Origin of the sequence: Clostridium senegalense (assembly GCF_018916625.1) — a bacterium.
Classification (GTDB): domain Bacteria; phylum Bacillota; class Clostridia; order Clostridiales; family Clostridiaceae; genus Clostridium_J; species Clostridium_J senegalense.
In genome coordinates this window covers 1-18,818 of the sequence record NZ_JAHLNC010000002.1, presented here as the reverse complement: position 1 = coordinate 18,818, position 18,818 = coordinate 1, and the positions used below count along the sequence as shown (strand labels likewise).

The window sequence follows — 18,818 nt, the reverse complement described above, 5'->3', positions numbered from 1 at the left end:
TTCAAAATATATAAATTTAAATTTTAAGAAGTGAACTAAAGTTGGAAAGGAGGCAATCCGTATTAAGCACTTAAAGTTACAGAAAATTAAAGCTTTATAACGGTTAAATGATATGAAAGAAACAATTTTAAGTGTAGGTATAGATATAGGGACTTCTACAACTCAATTGGTATTTAGCAACATTACTATTGAAAATGTGGCAAGCAATTTTACTGTACCAAGAGTAAATATAGTTGATAAAGAGATTATATACAGAAGTGCTATTTATTTCACACCTTTGATCACTCAAAATAAAATAGATAAAGAAAAAGTAAAAGAAATAATAAGAAGTGAATATGAAAAAGCAAATGTAAATATAGCAGATGTTAAGACTGGTGCTGTAATTATAACAGGAGAAACTGCAAGAAAAGAAAATGCTAATGATGTACTTCAAACATTAAGTGGATTTGCAGGCGATTTCGTTGTAGCAACAGCAGGACCAGATTTAGAATCTATTATAGCAGGCAGAGGTGCTGGTGCTGATAAAATATCAGATGAAGAAAATGCTTATGTAGTTAATGTTGACATAGGTGGAGGAACATCTAACTTAGCACTATTTAAAAATGGTGAACTTATAGATACAGGATGTATGGATATAGGTGGAAGACTGATAAAAATAGATGTTGAAACTAAAAAAATATATTACATTTATCCTAAAATAAAGAAGCTAGCATCTTCAATAGGTGTAGATATAAATATTGGAGATATAGCAGATATAGATAAGATAAGAAAGATAGCTAAAAAAATGGCAGAAATCTTAGAAGAATCTGTATGTATAAAAGAAAGAAGTGAAATGTATAACTTACTTCAAACAAACAAAGGAATAAAAGATGGCTACAAGATAGAATATGTAACTTTTTCTGGAGGAGTAGCTGATTATATATATAAAGATGATTATAATGATTACTTTAAATTCGGTGATATGGGAGTAATTTTGGGAGAGGAAATAAAAAAATCTAATTTATTGTCAAAGTTAAAGCTAAAACCAGCTATAGAAACAATAAGAGCTACAGTGGTAGGAGCAGGATCTCATACTACAGATATAAGTGGTAGCACAATTACTTATACAGATGATTTATTTCCAATAAAAAATTTACCAATATTAAAATTATCACAAGAAGATGAAGAAAATGGATTTGAAAAAATAGAAAATGCAATAAGAGAAAAAATAAATTGGTTTAATGTAGAAAACGAAAATCAATTAGTTGCAGTTGCTTTAAAAGGAATGAAAAATCCTTCCTTTATAGATATACAAAACTTAGCTACGTCAATTATAAATGGGATGAATGAATTTATAAAAAATAATTATCCATTATTTGTAATTGTTGAAAATGATATAGCAAAGGTCCTAGGACAAACTATTTATGCAAAACTCAATAGAAAGAACAATGTAGTTTGTATAGATAGCATCAAAGTTGAAAATGGTGATTACATAGATATTGGAAAGCCATTAGTAAATGGGAAAGTTGTACCAGTAGTAATAAAAACATTAGTATTTAATTCATAATTTTTAGAGAGGTGAATGATAGTGATACTTAAAACTAAGTTATTTGGAAAAGTGTATCAATTTAAAGATGTTAAAGAAGTTTTAGCAAAAGCTAATGAGGAAAAATCAGGTGATAAGCTAGCTGGCGTAGCTGCATCAACTGCTCAAGAGAGAGTTGCTGCAAAAGTTGTGTTAAGCAATTTAACAGTAGCAGATATAAGAAATAATCCAGTTGTGCCATATGAAATGGATGAAGTTACAAGAATAATCCAAGATGCAGTAAATGAAAAAATATATGGAGAAATTAAAAACTGGACAATTTCAGAATTAAGAGAATGGATATTACAATCAACTACAACAGGAGCTGATTTAAAGAGAATATCTAGAGGATTAACAAGTGAGGTTATCGCAGCAGTTACTAAGCTTATGTCAAACTTAGACTTAATATGTGGAGCTAAGAAAATAAAAGTAACAGCTCATTGTAACACTACAATAGGAGAAACTGGCAGATTATCAGCTAGACTTCAGCCAAACCACCCAACAGATGATGTTGATGGAATAGTTGCTTCTTTACTAGAAGGATTAACATTTGGTATTGGTGATGCTGTTATAGGATTAAATCCAGTTGATGATACTGTTGGAAGTGTAGTAAAAGTACTTAAAAAGTTTGAAGATATAAAACAAAAATATGAAATACCAACTCAAAACTGTGTATTAGCACACGTAACAACACAAATGGAAGCTATAAAACAAGGTGCTCCAACAGATTTAATATTCCAAAGTATAGCAGGATCTGAAAAAGGAAATGAAGCATTTGGACTTTCAGGATCTTTAATAGAAGAAGCAAGACAACTTGCATTAAAAGAAGGAACAGCAGCTGGTCCAAACGTTATGTATTTTGAAACAGGACAGGGATCAGAATTATCAGCAGATGCTCATCATGGTGCAGACCAAGTAACTATGGAAGCTAGATGTTATGGATTTGCTAAAAAGTTTGAACCATTCTTAGTTAATACAGTTGTTGGATTTATAGGACCAGAGTATTTATATGATAGTAAAGAAGTTATAAGAGCTGGTCTTGAAGATCACTTCATGGGTAAATTAACAGGAATACCAATGGGTTGTGATGTTTGTTATACAAACCATATGAAAGCAGATCAAAATGATGTAGAAAATTTAGCTGTTCTATTAGCAGCAGCAGATTGTACTTACTTTATGGGAATACCTCATGGAGATGACATAATGCTTAACTATCAAACTACAGGATATCATGAGACAGCAACATTAAGAGAATTATTAAACAAAAGACCTATAGCTGAATTTGAAGGCTGGCTAGAAAAATGGGGCTTTATGGAAAACGGAAAATTAACAGCAAAAGCAGGCGATGCTTCAGTATTACTTAGAAAGTAGGAGGGTAAGTACTATGTTTTCAGAAAATGATTTAAAGAAATTAGTAGAACAAGTATTAGTTGAAATGACATCTAAGCAAGGTGGAAGCGCTAACGTAGCAACACAAAAAAATGAGGAGAATATATCAATTGATGAGAATGGAATGATTCCAGATATTACAGAAGTTGATATAAGAGAAACTCTATTAGTAGATAATCCAGCTGATGCAGAAGCGTATTTAAAAATGAAAAAACACACTCCTGCAAGAATCGGTATTGGTAAAGCAGGAACAAGATATAAAACAGAAACAGTGTTAAGATTTAGAGCTGACCATGCAGCAGCACAAGATGCTGTATTTACAGATGTAAATGAAGAGTTATTAAAAGAAATGAATTTGCCAATAGTTCAAACTATGTGTGAATCTAAAGATGAATTTATAACTAGACCAGACCTTGGAAGAAAAATATCTAAAGAGGAATTATCAAAATTAAGTTCACTTAAGAGAAATCCTCAAGTTCAAATTTTTGTTGCAGATGGATTAAGTTCAAAAGCAATAGAAGCAAATATAAAAGATATTTTACCAGCTTTAATTCAAGGACTACAAGGTTATGGAATATCAGTTGGAGATCCATTCTTTGTAAGATTAGGAAGAGTTGGAACTATGGACGTTATATCAGAAGAATTTGGAGCAGATGTAACTTGTCTTTTAGTTGGAGAAAGACCAGGACTTGTAACTGCTGAAAGTATGAGTGCTTATATAGCTTATAAGGCAACAGTAGGAATGCCAGAATCAAGAAGAACAGTTGTATCAAACATTCATAAAGGCGGTACTCCTTCAGTTGAGGCTGGAGCTTATATAGCAGATATAATCAAATTAATGCTAGAGAAGAAAGCAAGTGGATTAGATTTAAAATTATAATTCAGGAGGAATAACATTATGAAAAATGATCAACTTCGTGCATCAGTTTTAAGCGTTAAGATAATACCAAACGTTAATCCTGATATGGCTAAGGAATTAAATTTAAAACCTGAACATAGAAGTATAGGAATATTAACAGCGGATTCTGATGATGTGACTTATACTGCATTAGATGAAGCAACTAAAGCAGCAGAAGTAGAAGTAGTTTATGCAAAATCATTTTATGGTGGAGCTGCAAATGCGAATAGTAAATTAGCTGGTGAAATTATAGGAATAGTTGCAGGACCAAGTCCAGCAGAAGTTAGAAGCGGACTAAATGCAGCAGTTGATTTTATAGAAGGTGGAGTTGCTACATTCTATAGTGCTAATGAAGATGATTCTATAGCGTATTATGCACAATGTGTATCTAGAACAGGTTCATATCTTTCTCAAGTAGCAGGAATAAAAGAAGGGGAAGCATTAGCATATTTAATAGCACCACCAATAGAAGCAATGTATGCATTAGATGCAGCTATGAAGGCAGCAGCAGTTGACTTAAAAGCATTCTTTGGACCGCCATCTGAAACAAATTTTGGTGGAGGATTATTAACAGGAAGTCAATCAGCGTGTAAAGCAGCATGTGAAGCTTTTGCAACAGCAGTAAAATTTGTAGCTGATAATCCAAAAGAGTACTAATAATAGGTGGATAAAATGAATAAATCCACATTGGGTTTTTTAGAAACTTATGGTTTTGTTGGTGCAGTAGAAGGGCTAGATACAGCTTTAAAGTCTGCAAATGTTGAACTTGTTAGCTGTGAATTTGTTACTGGAGGAATAGTTACTGTTATAATTACAGGAGATGTTGCCTCTGTGAAAGCTGCTATAGAAAGTGCATGTACAGCAATTGAAAGAGTAGGAACTTTAAGAAATGCTCATGTTATAGCAAGGGCAGATAATGAAGTTTTAAATATATTCAATAAAAAAGAAGAATCAAAAGAAGAATCAAAAGAAGAACCAAAAAGTAATGACATAGATAAAGATGAAAAAGAAACAAAGTATGAAGAGAAAGAAAATGATGAGAAAAATCAGCCAATAGGAATTGAGCAATTAATGAAGATGAGTAAAGAAGAACTTGAAGCGTTAAAAGTTCAAGAACTTAGAACATTGGCAAGAAAATTAAAAGAAGAACATAAACTTTCTCTAACTAAGAAACAAATTAAGTTTAGCAAGAAAGATCAATTAATAGAAGCTATACTTAATGAGCAGTAGGAGGCGAAATGAATGGAGCTTTTAGATAAAGATTTATTATCATTACAAGAAACAAGAAAGCTTATAAAAAATGCTAAAAAAGCTCAAGAAGTTTACAAAACATTTTCTCAAGAAAAGGTTGATACAATAGTTAAAGCTGTTGCAGAAGCAGCAGAAAAAGAAGCTGTAAAATTAGCAAAAATGGCATTTGAAGAAACTGGTTTTGGTAAATGGGAAGATAAAATAGTAAAAAACACTTTTGCAAGCAGAGTTGTTTATGAAAATATAAAAGATTTAAAAACAATTGGAATAATAAATGAAAATAAAGAAAAAAAATATTTTGAAGTAGGTGTTCCAGTAGGGGTGGTTGCAGGATTAATTCCATCAACAAATCCAACATCAACAACAATATATAAAACTTTAATTTCATTAAAAGCAGGAAATGCAATAGTTGTGTCTCCACATCCAAATGCTAAAAAATGTATCATTGAAACTGCAAGAATATTAAATGAAGCAGCTATTAAAGCTGGAGCACCTGAAGGTCTTATAGGATGTATAACAATCCCATCTCTTCAAGGTACTAGCGAGTTAATGAAACATAAGGATACTGCATTAATACTAGCAACAGGTGGAGAAGCTATGGTAAAAGCTGCATATAGCTCAGGAACTCCAGCAATAGGCGTAGGACCAGGAAATGGAGCTGCATTTATTGATAAAACTGCTGATATAAAATTGGCAGTAAAAAGAATAATAGATAGTCAAACTTTTGATAATGGAGTAATTTGTGCTTCTGAACAATCAATAGTAGTTGAAAAATCTATGAAAGAAAAAGTAAAAGAAGAGCTTGTAAGACAAGGTGCTTATTTCTTAAATGAAGAGGAATCTGATAAATTAGGTAAATTTATATTAAGATCAAATGGTACAATGAATCCTCAAATTGTTGGAAAGAGTGTAGAAAAATTAGCAGAAATGGCTAAGTTAAATGTTAAAGCTGGAAGTAAAGTTTTAATATCAGAGCAATGTACTGTTGGAAAAGATAATCCATATTCAAGAGAAAAACTTACACCAATCTTAGCATTCTATACAGTAGAAGATATGGAACATGCAATAAATCTTTGTACTGATATATTAATGAATGAAGGTAAAGGTCATACTTTAATTGTTCATTCTGATGATGATGAAGTTATAAGAACATTTGGATTAAGAATACCAGTATCAAGATTATTAGTTAATACTCCAGGTGCATTAGGTGGAATAGGAGCTTCAACTAATTTAGTTCCAGCACTTACATTAGGTTGCGGTGCTATTGGAGGAAGTTCAACTTCAGACAATATAGGACCTTTAAATCTGATGAATATAAGAAGAGTTGCATGTGGTGTAAGAGAAATTGAAGAACTTAGACCAAAAGAGAATTTAAATAACACTTCAAATAGTGGTATGTCTCAAGAACAATTAGAATTAATAATTAAAAAAGTTGTTGAACAATTATCAGCACTTTCTTAATTAAAATAAATTATAAAAAATTTAAAATAATAAGGTAAATTTAAGGAGGAACTTAAAATGGCAAACATGAATGCATTAGGAATGATAGAAACTAAAGGATTAGTAGGAGCAATAGAGGCAGCAGACGCAATGGTTAAAGCTGCAAATGTAACTTTAATAGGAAAAGAGCAAGTTGGTGGCGGATTAGTTACTGTAATGGTAAGAGGAGATGTTGGAGCTGTTAAAGCTGCTACAGATGCTGGAGCTGCTGCTGCTGAAAGAGTTGGAGAATTAATATCTGTTCACGTAATTCCAAGACCACATAGTGAAGTTGAAGTTATACTTCCAAAAAGTGAACTATAATTAAAAATTCCCTAAAAAATTGTGACATTTACTTTAAATAAAAGATATATATAATTTATCTAACATGCCCATGAACTTATAATTCAATAATTATTACAGGTCATGGGCATAGTTTAGGTAAAATAAGTTAATCTATAGGATTTAGATTATTTTTATATTTTAGGTTATTAAATTAGCCTAAAACATCTTGTTAGAGGATGTGAAATTATGAGTGTTTTAACAGAAAGCGCTTTAAGAAGCAAATTAAAAAATCAGAATATTAGTGAATATGTAGTTGAAAGAGGCGTTATAGTTACTCCATCAGCTAAACAATATTTACAAGATAAGAGTATAAAATTAATTTATAAAGATGATGTGAATTTGAATAATAATACTAATCAACTAATTAAAAATGAAGAAATAGTTGAAAATAAATTTCTTCCTAGATATGAAGGGTTAAGTGGTGGTTTTTTTGAAAATAAACCAGAACATATGACTCAATTATATGGAAATAAACTAGTATTGAAAAATCATAAAAGAATAGTATTAAGAGGAAGATTAGATTCACTTCAGAGTAAAATATTAAAGGCACAAATAATATGCAAGAATTTAAATGAAAAAAAAGTTATAAAAGATTTAGAAGAAGTTTTAGCATATGTAAGGAAAATATTAGAGTGTGAGGTAACAGAAAAAATGTTACCAGAAGTTTCACTATTAGGATTAAATGAAACAGAATTAAGAGCATATTCTCATAACCCTAAGAAATATTTAAATACAGAGCATATAATATTTGCAAATTATGAAATGGGTGATGTAGTTATTGAACTTAATAGTTTAAGAACTGAAAGTAGAGAAGTAGAGATAGTGGCCTTTAATGCTTTTAAAACAGAAGATGGAGAACTTTCAAGAAATGATATAGCACTAGCAATGAATAGATTGAGTAGCTGTTTTTATGTAATGATGTGCAAATACGTTTCAGGTAAGTATAAATAAGAGGTGAAAAAATTGGCAATATCTAATGTAGAAGTCAACTATATTGTTGAAGAAGTTGTAAAAAGATTATATGGGAAAAAAGGTATATTAGTTGAGGCATCAGGCAGACATATTCATCTTTCAAAAGATATGGTGGAAACACTTTTTGGTAAAGGATATAAACTTACTAAAAAAAGAGATTTATCACAACCAGGACAATATCTTTGTGAAGAAAAAGTTACTATCATAGGACCTAAAGGTGTAATGCAAAATGTATCTGTATTAGGACCAGCAAGAGAACATACTCAAGTTGAACTTTCAAAAGGTGATGCTGTTTCTATAGGTGTTAATGCACCAGTTAGAATGTCCGGAGATATTAAAGGTAGTGCACCAATAACATTAGCAACTAAAAATGCTGTTGCTAGGTTAGAGGAAGGAGTTATAGTAGCTAAGAGACATATTCATATAACTCCAGAAGATGCTAGTAAATATGGTGTAAAAGATAAAGAGAATGTTATGGTTAAAATAAATGGAGAAAGAAGTTTAATTTTTGATGATGTAGCAGTTAGAGTAAGTGATAAATTTAATACAGTTCTTCATTTAGATTATGATGAAGCTAATGCCTGTGGATATACTAAAGACACTTATTGTGAAATAGTAAAGAGGTAGGTTATGAAAAATCTAAATAGAGTTGATGAGCTTATACAAGCTGTTGAAAATTCAATAAATAATCCTAAGAAAATTTCAAATGATGAAGAGCTTTATGTAGGAGTAGACTTAGGAACAGCTTATATAGTAATAGTAGTTCTAGATAAGGATAAAAATCCTATAGCTTGTGAAATGAAGTTTGCTCAAGTTGTTAGGGATGGTTTAGTTGTAGATTTTATTGGCGCCACTAATATAGTAAGAGAGCTTAAATCTAAAATAGAAAATAAATTAAAAATAGAACTTACTAAAGCAGCAATAGCTGTTCCACCTGGAACTGGAGAAAGAGACATAAAAACTCATATCTATGTAGTTGAGGGTGCAGGTATGGAAGTTGTGTCAGTAGATGATGAACCAACTGCTGCAAATGCTGTACTTAATATTGAAAATGGTGTAGTTGTAGATGTAGGTGGTGGAACTACTGGGCTTTCAATATTTGAAAATGGAAAAGTTATATATACTGCTGATGAAGCTACAGGCGGAACACAACTGTCTCTAGTGGTAGCAGGTGCATATAAGATTCCTTTTGAAGATGCAGAGGAAAAAAAGAAAAATGTTAGAAATCAAGAGGAAATTTTTCATATTGTAACTCCAGTAATCCAAAAAATAGCATCTATTATAAAAAATCATATAGAAGGATTTAATGTAGAAAACATATACTTAGTTGGTGGAACTTGTTGTCTGAAAAATTTTGAAAAAATAATTGAAAAAGAGACAAAAATAACAACAATAAAACCATTAAATCCATTCTTAGTTACTCCTTTAGGCATAGCAATTAATTGTGTTGATAAAAAAGGAAATTAAGTTTCTAAATTATCAAAGAAAGGGAGCCTAAAAGATGAATAATGAAAAGTTAGTTGAATTGATAACTAAAGAAGTAATTCGTAGAATGAAAGCTATTATTGAAGAGAATAATTCAATAAAAAATAAAATTTTAATTTTAGAGCATAATGAAAATATGTGCCCAATAGTAAAAAAGAGATTAGAAGAAAATAATATAATAGCAGATTCTATAGATACTATGAAAGATATAAATGAATATAAGTGTATATTAATACAAAATATTTCAAATAATGAACTTAGAAATATCTCTCAAGGATATGGAAGTTCTCAAAAGGAAAAATTAATTGTAGATTTAATTTTAAAAGGTGAAAAATTATATGCTTTAGAAAAAGGTGTAGAATTTGAAGAATACAAAGATGTGGCACCTAAAGTATTAATAAATGTTTTTGAAGAATATAAAAATAAATTAGAACTATTTGGAGTTATTTTTACATCTTTAAAATCTATTATAAGTAATACTAATAAGGTTGAAAAAGCTATAAAAGAAGTAGTTAAAAAAGAAGAGAACATAGGAAATAATATGGAAAGTATAGTTAATGAAAAATGCTGCATAGGAAATGAAAGAGTATTAAATAAAAAATTAATTTCAGAAATTGATATTAGAAATTTAAAAAAAGAAGGAGTAAATGAAATTATAGTTGCTAAGAAATCTATAATTACTCCATTAGCAAAAGATTTTGCAAGAATAAATAATCTTGTAATTAAAGTAGAAAGTTAAGAAAGTTCGTAGGAGAAGGTAGGTAAAGATATATGATTATTGGAAAAGTAACGGGAAATTTATGGGCTACAAGAAAAGATGAAAATCTTAGTGGACTTAAATTTTTAGTAGTAAGAACCATAGATTTTAATGGTGAGTTAACTAAAGATGTGGTTATTGCAGTTGATTCAGTAGGTGCTGGAATTGGAGATCAAGTACTTATTTCAAAAGGAAGTTCAGCAAGATATGTATTTGATAACAATAAAGCGCCAATTGATGCAACTATAGTAGGAATAGTAGATTCTTTAGAAATATTTAATGAATAAAATAATACTTAGACATGGAGAAAAGATATGAAAAAAGCTTTAGGAATATTGGAATTTAATAGTATTTCAAAAGGGTTTGAAGTTAGTGACATACTTTTAAAATCTTCTTTTGTTGAAGTTGAAATACTTAGACATATATGTCCAGGAAAATTTTTAACGATAATTTCAGGTGATGTAGAAGAGGTTAGAGAAGCATTAGAGAAAGTTAATAAAGATGATGATAAAAAAATTGTAGAAACTAATATTATATCATCTGCACATGAAGAATTATTAAAGGGATTAAAGAAAAGACCTTTAGCATTGCAATATGATGCAATAGGTATAATGGAATGTTCTACTGTAACATCTATGTTGGTAGCATTGGATGCAGGTCTTAAGGCATCTTCTGTACAACTTGTTAAATTAGTATTAGGTAATGGAATTGCAGGAAAAGCTTATTTCATATTTACAGGATCTGTGTCAAGTGTTGAAGAAGGTATTAAAGCTAGTATGAAGATTATAGATTCTAAAAGAATTATACATCAAACAGTAATACCTTCTCCTAGTGAACTTCTTTTAAAAAATCTTTAAATTATATAGTTATTAATAGAGTGAGCTGTATTTTGTATTTTATAAGTTATCTATTAAAAAATGAGTGAGGTGTAATATATGAGTATTAACGAAATTATAGTATATATTATGATGGTTTTCTTAGTTATAGGGGCAGTTGATAAACTTTTAGGAAATAAATTTGGATATGGAGAACAATTTGAAGAAGGTATTATGGCTATGGGTTCTCTTGCTTTAGCAATGGTAGGAGCTATTTGTTTAGCACCAGTGTTGGCAACACTTTTAAAACCTATAGTAGTTCCAGTTTATAAAGCATTAGGAGCAGACCCTTCAATGTTTGCAACAACTTTACTTGCTTGCGATATGGGGGGATATCAATTAGCAACACAATTAGCTGAAATTCAACAAATTGGACCTTTTGCAGGTTTGATTCTAGGTTCAATGATGGGACCTACAATAGTGTTTACTATACCAGTAGCATTAGGAATTATAAAAAAAGAAGACCAACAGTATTTAGCTAAAGGAGTTTTAGCAGGTATTATAACTGTTCCAATAGGGACTTTTATAGGTGGAGTTTTAGCAGGAATTTCTCCATTGTTAGTTCTTAAAAACTTAACACCTATAATAATAGTTGCAGCACTTATAGCTATAGGATTAAAACTTATACCAAATGGAATGATAAAAGGATTCACATATTTTGGAATGTTTATAACAGTAGTAATAACTGTAGGATTAGTAGCAGCAATACTTGAAAAAACAACAGGTCTTGTTTTAATACCAGGAATGGCACCAATTGAAGAAGGGATATCAGTAGTTGGAGATATAGTTGTAATACTAGCAGGAGCATATCCACTAGTTCATTTTATAACAAAAGTATTCAAAAAACCGCTTATGAAAATTGGATCATTACTTAAGATGAATGATGTAGCAGCAGCAGGCATGATAGCATCACTTGCAAACAGTATTCCAATGTTTGGAATGATGAAAGACATGGATGAAAGAGGAAAAATAATCAATGTAGCTTTCGCAGTAAGTGCAGCCTTTGTATTTGGAGACCATTTAGGATTTGCAGCTGGAGTAAACCCAGATCTTATAGCTCCAATGATAGTTGGTAAATTAGTAGGTGGTGTAACAGCAGTAATAGTAGCTGTTATGATGACTAAAAATATTGTAGCGAAAGAAGCTTAAAGGAGAGATTTAAATGGAAAATTTAAATGAAACACTTATAGAAGAGATAGTAAGAAAAATAATAAACGAAAAGTTAGGTCAAACAACTGAATGTTCAAAATGTGATTTTGAAAAAGTTGTTGATGAAAGTGGAGTTATATCTATAAAAACAGAAACAGTTAAACCTGAAAAGTTTGATACAGGAAAAGCTGGGGATAAAGTTTATTTAAAAGATGTAGTTACATTAGAAGAAAGTCCAAGACTTGGTTGTGGAGTTATGGAAATGGATGAAACTAGTTTCGCTTGGACATTAAAATATGATGAAGTAGATTATATAATTGATGGAACTTTAGAAATAGATATAAATGGTAAAAAGGTTGTAGGAAATAAAGGTGATATAATATTTATACCTGCAAACTCATCTATACATTTTACAGTACCTAACCATGCAAGATTTGTTTATGTAACTTATCCAGCGAATTGGGCAGAACAACAATAGAAATAAAGCAAAATACCCTACAAGTAATATGTAGGGTATTTTATTTTATATAATTAATTATTAAAGTGGAATTCGCGATAATACTAAATGTTTATTTTTCATATTATAAAGTTGCTCTTTAGTTATTTCTTGTATGGTTGTTACTTTATTTATATTATGAATAGTACCTAATCTAATTTTAGCATCTTCTAAGTTTTTTGCTAAAAGAGTACCACAATAAATTGCTTGCTCACTACTGATATTAAATAGGAATATCTTTAAATCCTCTATTGGGACTACATCTTTTTTTAAAAATTCATCATCGAATTCAACCTCTGTATCAGGAGAAATAAGACCATTCTGAACTATCTGCTTATCCCAACCCTTATACTCACAAAGTCTGCCCCATAGGCCAAGGTTCATAATGTTTCTTACTGTTAGTTTAATCATCATAAAAGATCACACCCTCTCTAAATAATCAGTATATTTAAAAGATTTTGAATATTTTAAATATAATATTGTAAATTTATATTTAAGTATAAATAAAAAAGTAAAATAAATTTTACTTTCAAGTAATAAATATTGATGGTTATTATTACTATTATACAATGTTTAAAATATAAAAGCAATGGAAAAACAAATAAAAAAATAATATGCGAATTGTAGTTATTAATTACAATTATATACATATATAATTAAAAAAAATTGAATAATATATAAATTTTTAATAAATTTAATTCCCAAATAACTAATATTTAAAATAATATATAGGAATCCAAGTTGATTTTAAAGTTACTGATTATTAAATTTGAATGCTGAAAATAATAAGAAAGGTGAAAGAAAATTTGAAATTCAACACTATATGCTGTATGAAAAAATTTTAATATATCGAATAAACTTAAGTAGGAGTTTATTTCCATATACTAAAATGTACATAAGTATTATATATGGAAAATACTGTATTTAAAAAGATAAAAAAGGGGGAATTCCCCCTTTTTTATCTATATAATTTTAAATATATAATTTCTAAATTGAAATATATAAATAGTAGATAGAAAAACTTAAAATTAAATAGAATCAGTATCGTTGTCTTTATTGTTAGTATTTTCTTCAGAAGAAGTGTTTACCTCATTCTCACTATTTAAGTTTTCAACATTATTATAAGAATCGTCTATATTTGAATCTTCACAAGAATTCTCAGTACATTCACAACCTGAGCAGCCTTCATTATCTTTTTCTACAGTTATTGTTGCATAATTTTCATTGATGCTATCTCCACAATCACAGTCTTCTAAATAATCATCATCAAAATTTTCTTCATAGCGATCAAAACATTGCCTTATTTTATTATCACGATTTTGAACAAATTTTTCATATAAAAATATTGAGGTTGCTGCTACGCCAGTTATAGCTAATGCAATTTTAACTGCGCTTTTATTATTTTTAGATTTTCTTACCATAATATTCACTCCTTTAATATATTAAAATATAATATAAATTTTAAAATTAGATTTACAGTTAAATAAAGTGAAACAAGACTTAGATAATAATTGAATAATATTATTAAGTTATTTTTAAGTATTCAGTCACATATTTAATGTAAATAATTTAAAACTTACACTAACAATGTAGTATTTCTTAATATAATATAAAAATTTCATTAAAATTTATTTTGAATTTTTATGTATAGTTTTAGTAAGATAATTTATCATTAAGAGAATCTTCTTTTATTTGTTTTCTTTTAAGAATTTTGAGTTTTTTCATTATTTCCTCTAAATGAAACATATATGTTTGAACTTTATTTATATTTTGACTATAAGGGAAAGAATTATCCATGATAGAATTAAAATAGTAGCTTTCTATATCTGTTAATCCATTCAAAAGTTTGCTTTGATTATTAAGATTTAAAGAATTATAAGTTTTTAAAATATCCAAATTGAATTCTTCTAAATTCTTATTTATTCTTTTAGCTTTTTGTAAATAATTTTTTTTCCCATAATAGAAAAATATAAAAATTAATACTAAATAAAGTATACCCAGTGTCATAAATTTTATCCTCACTTCATTTCTATATAGTTTACTTGACTTTAAATTAATTATAAGTATTATGTTCACATTTGTGAAGTGCATTAGTTAAATAAGTTAAAATCTTCAAATGTTCTTCAATTTTAAAAGAGGAAAACTAAGTTGATTTTAAGAACTATCAATTCTCGATGTTATAGACATTGGATATTTGAAAAGTAAAAAAAATAAAAACACATGAAATTTAACATTACATTTTGCCAAATTCTAAATTTAGTAAATAAATCTAATTTAAAAGGAAGTTTATTTTATTAGAGTATTAATATATTTTAAACTTAAAAAATTTAAAAATACATTTTAAAATATGTAAGTTTAGTCTTTAAATAGATTTAAATATAATATTACTAAAATTTTCAATATAAAATCCTATAATAAAAGGAAAAGATTCAGACTATGTTGAATTAGATTATATATTATAAAGTTTCTATAACTCTTAACAAAAGACTATTTTAAACTTAGAAATTTAGTAAAAATGGTTCATTAATAAAATTTAAAATAAGAGTACTACTTTAATAAAATCTAACATAAAAATAAGATATCAATATAAATTATAGAATATTATAAAATATAAGATGAAAATTAAATTTGCTAAATAACTTTAAAATATTTTCAACTTAAAAAATTATAATAGTTATATTTTAAAAATATATATTTTATTTTCAATAAAGGGGGAAAAATTGTGAGTAAAATTTATTATTGTGTAGATTGTAAAAGAGTAGGAACAAATAGTGATGTATGCTTATATTGTAATGGAACATATTTAAAACCTATAACTCAGGGAACGTCTGTAAATATCATAGGGACAAAGAAAAAAGGAAAAGTTTTAAAAGTTAAACAAAATGAAGTTTTATTAATATTAGTAGATGATATGAATAATAAATTTGTTAAAGAAGTCCTAATAGAAGATATAAGAAAAGTGTTATAAAAAATAAAAATTAAGGATTGATTTTAAAATTTTATATAAAAATTAAGTTAATTAAAAGTATTTAAGAAAGTTTTTAAAAAAATGCATGGACTCTAAGAGCTATGACATTGAAACATTCTTAAATACTTTATTTATATTACATTAAAGTAATGAGCATTTTTATGGCAACAGCTAAGGACATAGTTATAAATATAGGTTTGATTATTTTAGAACCTTTATTTATTGCAACTTTAGTACCTAATTTTGCACCGAAAACCATAAATATTGCTACAACGAATCCTAGTTTATAGTTTATAGAATTATTTAAAGCAAATGTAATTAAAGCTGCAATATTACTTATAAAATTTAAACACTTAGTATTTGCAGTACTATGTAAAAAATCAAATTTAAATATTTTTATTAGTCCAAAAACTAAAAATGATCCAGTGCCTGGTCCAAAAAATCCATCATAAAATCCAAGACAAAAAGCAAATATAATTCCTAAAGATAAGTTCTTACTATTTAATCCTTGAAAGTTATCATCTGCACCAATATTTTTAGAGAAAATTGTATATAATCCAATAGCTAAGATAAGTACTAAAACTAGCACATTTAAAAAGCTTTCATCTAAAAGTAGTACAGTTTTTACACCTAAAATAGAACCTACAAGAGTAAATGGTGCTAAAATTTTAATAAGTTTAAAGTTGACAAGACCGGATTTGGCAAAGTTATAGGAACTTGTAAAAGCTCCCATGGTTGATGAAAATTTATTAGTACCTAAACTAAGATGTGGGGATACTCCTGCCATTAAGTAGGCGGGCATACTTATAAGACCACCTCCACCGGCTATAGCATCTATAAATGCTGCAAAGAAACCAGCTAAGGCTAAAAAAACTAATTTTAACATGATAAATAACCTCCTAGAGTAAATTCATTGTAAGCAAAAAATATATTATATAGAAACAAAAATATAACTTAATTAATAATATAGGAAAGTAATTTAAAACTATTATTAAAGCTAAAATACTTTTTAGATAAATATATATAAATTTTATATTAAGTAATTAAAAAAATTAACTTTTAACCATATATAATTTAAATATTAAAAATGTTAAAACAATTCCATTGAAAAAAATATGAGCTATTCACATAAAATTCAAGTTGAAAATTTTACAGGTTTTATTTATATTTTAAACTATAATGTTAATAAATTGAATAGAAATATAGAAATATAGATGTATAGATTATAGATTTAACTTGTTTATTAGTAATTTGAAGAAATGATGTATTCTAATATAGGAAATATTTATTTAAAATACAGGGGATTTAATAAAAGGTGGAAGTATAATTATATTCTTTAAATTATTTTATAATTAGTTTTTTAATAAAACAGTAGGTAGCAATTTTATAAAATTACTAAAAATAAATATAGAATGATTTTAGATATAAATACTTACAATATTTATATGGTTGAAATAAGAAAGAAGTGTTATAATTTATTTGAAAAATCAGAAAATTTTTGAAAAAGAGGTGTAATTATGGGGTTAAAAAAATTATGTGATGCATTTGGAGTTAGTGGATATGAGAAAGAAATACGCAGTGTAATAAAGGAGGAAATTAAAGACTTAGCTGATGAGATTTTAGTTGATGACTTAGGAAATCTTATAGCTTTTAAAAAGGGTCATGGAAAAAATAAAAAAAGAATAATGGCTTCTGCGCATATGGATGAAATAGGATTTCAAGTTATAAAAATTGATGATAAAGGATTTATAAAGGTTAGAGGATTAGGTGGAATTCCTGTTATACAAAGCATAATGAATAGAGTTAAATTTAAAAATGGAATGTATGGTATTATATCTAATGGAGCTGATATAGATGGAATAAAAAATAATATAAAAAAATTATATATAGATATAGGCGCAACATCTAAGGAAGAAGCAGAAAAATATGTAAAAGTAGGAGATATAGCTAGTTATGTAGGTGATTATATAGAGTTAAAAGGAGATAATGTAACAGCTAAGGCTGTAGATGATAGAGCTGGATGTTATATTCTGATTGAAGCACTTAAAAAAATAGAGAATCCATATAATGATGTATATTGTGTATTTTCTGTTCAAGAAGAAGTAGGATTGAGAGGTGCAACAGTAGCTGCAAATAGAATTAAACCAGAAATAGGAATAGCTATAGATGTAACGATAGCTAGTGATTATCCAAATTCATCAGAAGGAAGTAATAAACTAGGTGAAGGAACAGCTATAAAAATATCAGATGGTAGTGTTATTTGTGATGAATATTTAGTTGAAGAAATGATATCTTGTTGTCAAAGGAATAATATAAAATATCAATTAGATGTAATTGATGGTGGAGGAACAGATGCAGGAGCGATAAATAAATCTAATTATGGTGTTAAATCTTCAGGAATATCAATAGCAACTAGATACGTACATGGACCAAATGCATTTGTAAATATGAAAGATATAGAGGCTTCAATTGAACTTTTATATGAATATGTAAATTTAGAGTTCAGTTTTAAAGAATAAAATGAAAATAGCTATTACAAAACTAACTAAAGGCTAGTTTTGTAATAGCTTCTTTAATTTTGTATAAAAATATGTATTTATAATATATATCATATATGAATGAATTAATGTTAAAGATTAAATGTAAAATTAGAATAATAATGTGTATTGATTATATTAAAGCTTAAAAATATGATTAGAAACACAAACTTAACCGTGTGTGTCAATAGATGAAATTTAAAAGAAAAATGTAGTATTTAAAAGAAAAATAGGAATAATTTAATCAAACAAGGTAAATAATAATAAATGTGGCTTAAAAAGTTTAATATAATAAATCTTGTCGCTGAGGGGCAACGCCGAAAAGGTAAGCATCTTAAAGCGAAAAAGTTTTTCAAAAACAACTTAAAAAAAGTTGTTGACAAGGGAAAAACAAGATGATAAACTAATTAAGCAGTCGGGAAACGACGGCAAATAAGTTAAAAATTGGTCTTTGAAAATTAAACAGATAAATATAGGTAAAACCAGTTAATTCATTTGAGAATCTATTTTGTAGATGCTCACATTGAAAGATGTAAAAAATTGACTATTATAGTCAGCAAATTGCTTGAAGCAGTTCAAACTTTTAAATTGAGAGTTTGATCCTGGCTCAGGACGAACGCTGGCGGCGTGCCTAACACATGCAAGTCGAGCGA

Annotated in this window: 21 protein-coding genes and 1 rRNA gene; 18 read left to right on the top strand and 4 right to left on the bottom strand. The window is 28.0% G+C overall.

The genetic code is table 11. From position 1 onward, the window contains the following. The first annotated feature begins 112 nt into the window (after nucleotides 1-112). The 15 genes from eutA (at nucleotide 113) to KQI36_RS05210 (ending at nucleotide 12,642) form a co-directional block, all read left to right on the top strand. On the top strand, nucleotides 113-1,546 hold the full coding sequence (gene eutA / locus KQI36_RS05280) for an ethanolamine ammonia-lyase reactivating factor EutA (RefSeq protein ID WP_216449958.1): 1,434 nt from the start codon (nucleotides 113-115) through the stop codon (nucleotides 1,544-1,546). 21 nt (nucleotides 1,547-1,567) lie between these two features. Next, nucleotides 1,568-2,935, top strand: coding sequence for an ethanolamine ammonia-lyase subunit EutB (locus KQI36_RS05275; protein WP_010294076.1), 1,368 nt, complete (start codon nucleotides 1,568-1,570; stop codon nucleotides 2,933-2,935). A gap of 13 nt (nucleotides 2,936-2,948) precedes the next feature. After that, the gene (gene eutC / locus KQI36_RS05270; protein WP_010294074.1) at nucleotides 2,949-3,833 is read left to right on the top strand and encodes an ethanolamine ammonia-lyase subunit EutC; all 885 of its coding nucleotides are present in this window, start codon (nucleotides 2,949-2,951) and stop codon (nucleotides 3,831-3,833) included. Nucleotides 3,834-3,851: 18 nt separating this feature from the next. Then, on the top strand, nucleotides 3,852-4,508 hold the full coding sequence (eutL, locus tag KQI36_RS05265) for an ethanolamine utilization microcompartment protein EutL (RefSeq protein ID WP_216449957.1): 657 nt from the start codon (nucleotides 3,852-3,854) through the stop codon (nucleotides 4,506-4,508). 15 nt (nucleotides 4,509-4,523) lie between these two features. After that, entirely contained in the window at nucleotides 4,524-5,081 is a 558-nt protein-coding gene (locus KQI36_RS05260; RefSeq protein ID WP_216449956.1) for a BMC domain-containing protein, read from the top strand. Between the two features lie 12 nt (nucleotides 5,082-5,093). After that, nucleotides 5,094-6,563, top strand: a complete 1,470-nt coding sequence (locus tag KQI36_RS05255; protein WP_216449955.1) for an acetaldehyde dehydrogenase (acetylating) — start codon at nucleotides 5,094-5,096, stop codon at nucleotides 6,561-6,563. Nucleotides 6,564-6,620: 57 nt separating this feature from the next. Continuing rightward, a complete protein-coding gene (eutM, locus tag KQI36_RS05250; RefSeq protein ID WP_010294063.1) occupies nucleotides 6,621-6,905 on the top strand; it encodes an ethanolamine utilization microcompartment protein EutM in 285 nt (94 codons plus the stop codon). Between the two features lie 207 nt (nucleotides 6,906-7,112). Further along, nucleotides 7,113-7,877: a cobalamin adenosyltransferase gene (locus KQI36_RS05245; protein WP_216449954.1), complete on the top strand. Its 765-nt coding sequence runs from the start codon at nucleotides 7,113-7,115 to the stop codon at nucleotides 7,875-7,877. A 12-nt stretch (nucleotides 7,878-7,889) separates the two neighbouring features. Beyond that, nucleotides 7,890-8,525 carry an ethanolamine utilization phosphate acetyltransferase EutD gene (eutD, locus tag KQI36_RS05240; protein WP_244991501.1) on the top strand — a complete coding sequence of 212 codons (636 nt, stop codon included), beginning with the start codon at nucleotides 7,890-7,892 and terminating at the stop codon, nucleotides 8,523-8,525. A gap of 3 nt (nucleotides 8,526-8,528) precedes the next feature. Further along, entirely contained in the window at nucleotides 8,529-9,365 is an 837-nt protein-coding gene (eutJ, locus tag KQI36_RS05235; protein WP_216449953.1) for an ethanolamine utilization protein EutJ, read from the top strand. A 34-nt stretch (nucleotides 9,366-9,399) separates the two neighbouring features. Further along, nucleotides 9,400-10,122, top strand: a complete 723-nt coding sequence (locus tag KQI36_RS05230; protein ID WP_216449952.1) for a TIGR02536 family ethanolamine utilization protein — start codon at nucleotides 9,400-9,402, stop codon at nucleotides 10,120-10,122. A gap of 32 nt (nucleotides 10,123-10,154) precedes the next feature. Then, nucleotides 10,155-10,427, top strand: a complete 273-nt coding sequence (locus tag KQI36_RS05225; RefSeq protein WP_216449951.1) for a EutN/CcmL family microcompartment protein — start codon at nucleotides 10,155-10,157, stop codon at nucleotides 10,425-10,427. Nucleotides 10,428-10,454: 27 nt separating this feature from the next. Next, complete coding sequence (locus tag KQI36_RS05220) at nucleotides 10,455-10,997, top strand: ethanolamine utilization microcompartment shell protein (protein WP_216449950.1); 543 nt, start codon at nucleotides 10,455-10,457, stop codon at nucleotides 10,995-10,997. 78 nt (nucleotides 10,998-11,075) lie between these two features. Next, nucleotides 11,076-12,164 (top strand): ethanolamine utilization protein EutH, encoded by a 1,089-nt coding sequence (gene eutH, locus KQI36_RS05215; protein WP_216449949.1) that lies wholly within the window; start codon nucleotides 11,076-11,078, stop codon nucleotides 12,162-12,164. Nucleotides 12,165-12,177: 13 nt separating this feature from the next. After that, entirely contained in the window at nucleotides 12,178-12,642 is a 465-nt protein-coding gene (locus KQI36_RS05210) for a cupin domain-containing protein (protein ID WP_216449948.1), read from the top strand. A 60-nt stretch (nucleotides 12,643-12,702) separates the two neighbouring features. On the opposite strand, the gene KQI36_RS05205 is transcribed toward KQI36_RS05210, so the two are convergent. From KQI36_RS05205 to KQI36_RS05195, 3 genes are all read right to left on the bottom strand, one after another. Further along, complete coding sequence (locus tag KQI36_RS05205; RefSeq protein ID WP_010294046.1) at nucleotides 12,703-13,074, bottom strand: hypothetical protein; 372 nt, start codon at nucleotides 13,072-13,074, stop codon at nucleotides 12,703-12,705. Nucleotides 13,075-13,688: 614 nt separating this feature from the next. Beyond that, entirely contained in the window at nucleotides 13,689-14,081 is a 393-nt protein-coding gene (locus KQI36_RS05200; protein WP_216449947.1) for a hypothetical protein, read from the bottom strand. Nucleotides 14,082-14,313: 232 nt separating this feature from the next. After that, nucleotides 14,314-14,667 (bottom strand): hypothetical protein, encoded by a 354-nt coding sequence (locus tag KQI36_RS05195; RefSeq protein WP_010294041.1) that lies wholly within the window; start codon nucleotides 14,665-14,667, stop codon nucleotides 14,314-14,316. Between the two features lie 715 nt (nucleotides 14,668-15,382). On the opposite strand from KQI36_RS05195, the gene KQI36_RS05190 reads away from it, so the two are divergent. Further along, on the top strand, nucleotides 15,383-15,628 hold the full coding sequence (locus KQI36_RS05190; protein WP_216449946.1) for a hypothetical protein: 246 nt from the start codon (nucleotides 15,383-15,385) through the stop codon (nucleotides 15,626-15,628). A gap of 136 nt (nucleotides 15,629-15,764) precedes the next feature. Here the strand turns inward: KQI36_RS05190 and KQI36_RS05185 are convergent, their stop codons facing one another. Beyond that, nucleotides 15,765-16,514: a TSUP family transporter gene (locus tag KQI36_RS05185; protein WP_010294039.1), complete on the bottom strand. Its 750-nt coding sequence runs from the start codon at nucleotides 16,512-16,514 to the stop codon at nucleotides 15,765-15,767. Nucleotides 16,515-17,145: 631 nt separating this feature from the next. Here KQI36_RS05185 and KQI36_RS05180 point away from each other — a divergent pair. Continuing rightward, nucleotides 17,146-18,147, top strand: coding sequence for a M42 family metallopeptidase (locus tag KQI36_RS05180; RefSeq protein WP_216449945.1), 1,002 nt, complete (start codon nucleotides 17,146-17,148; stop codon nucleotides 18,145-18,147). 602 nt (nucleotides 18,148-18,749) lie between these two features. After that, nucleotides 18,750-18,818, top strand: a 16S ribosomal RNA gene (locus KQI36_RS05175); the annotation flags it as partial.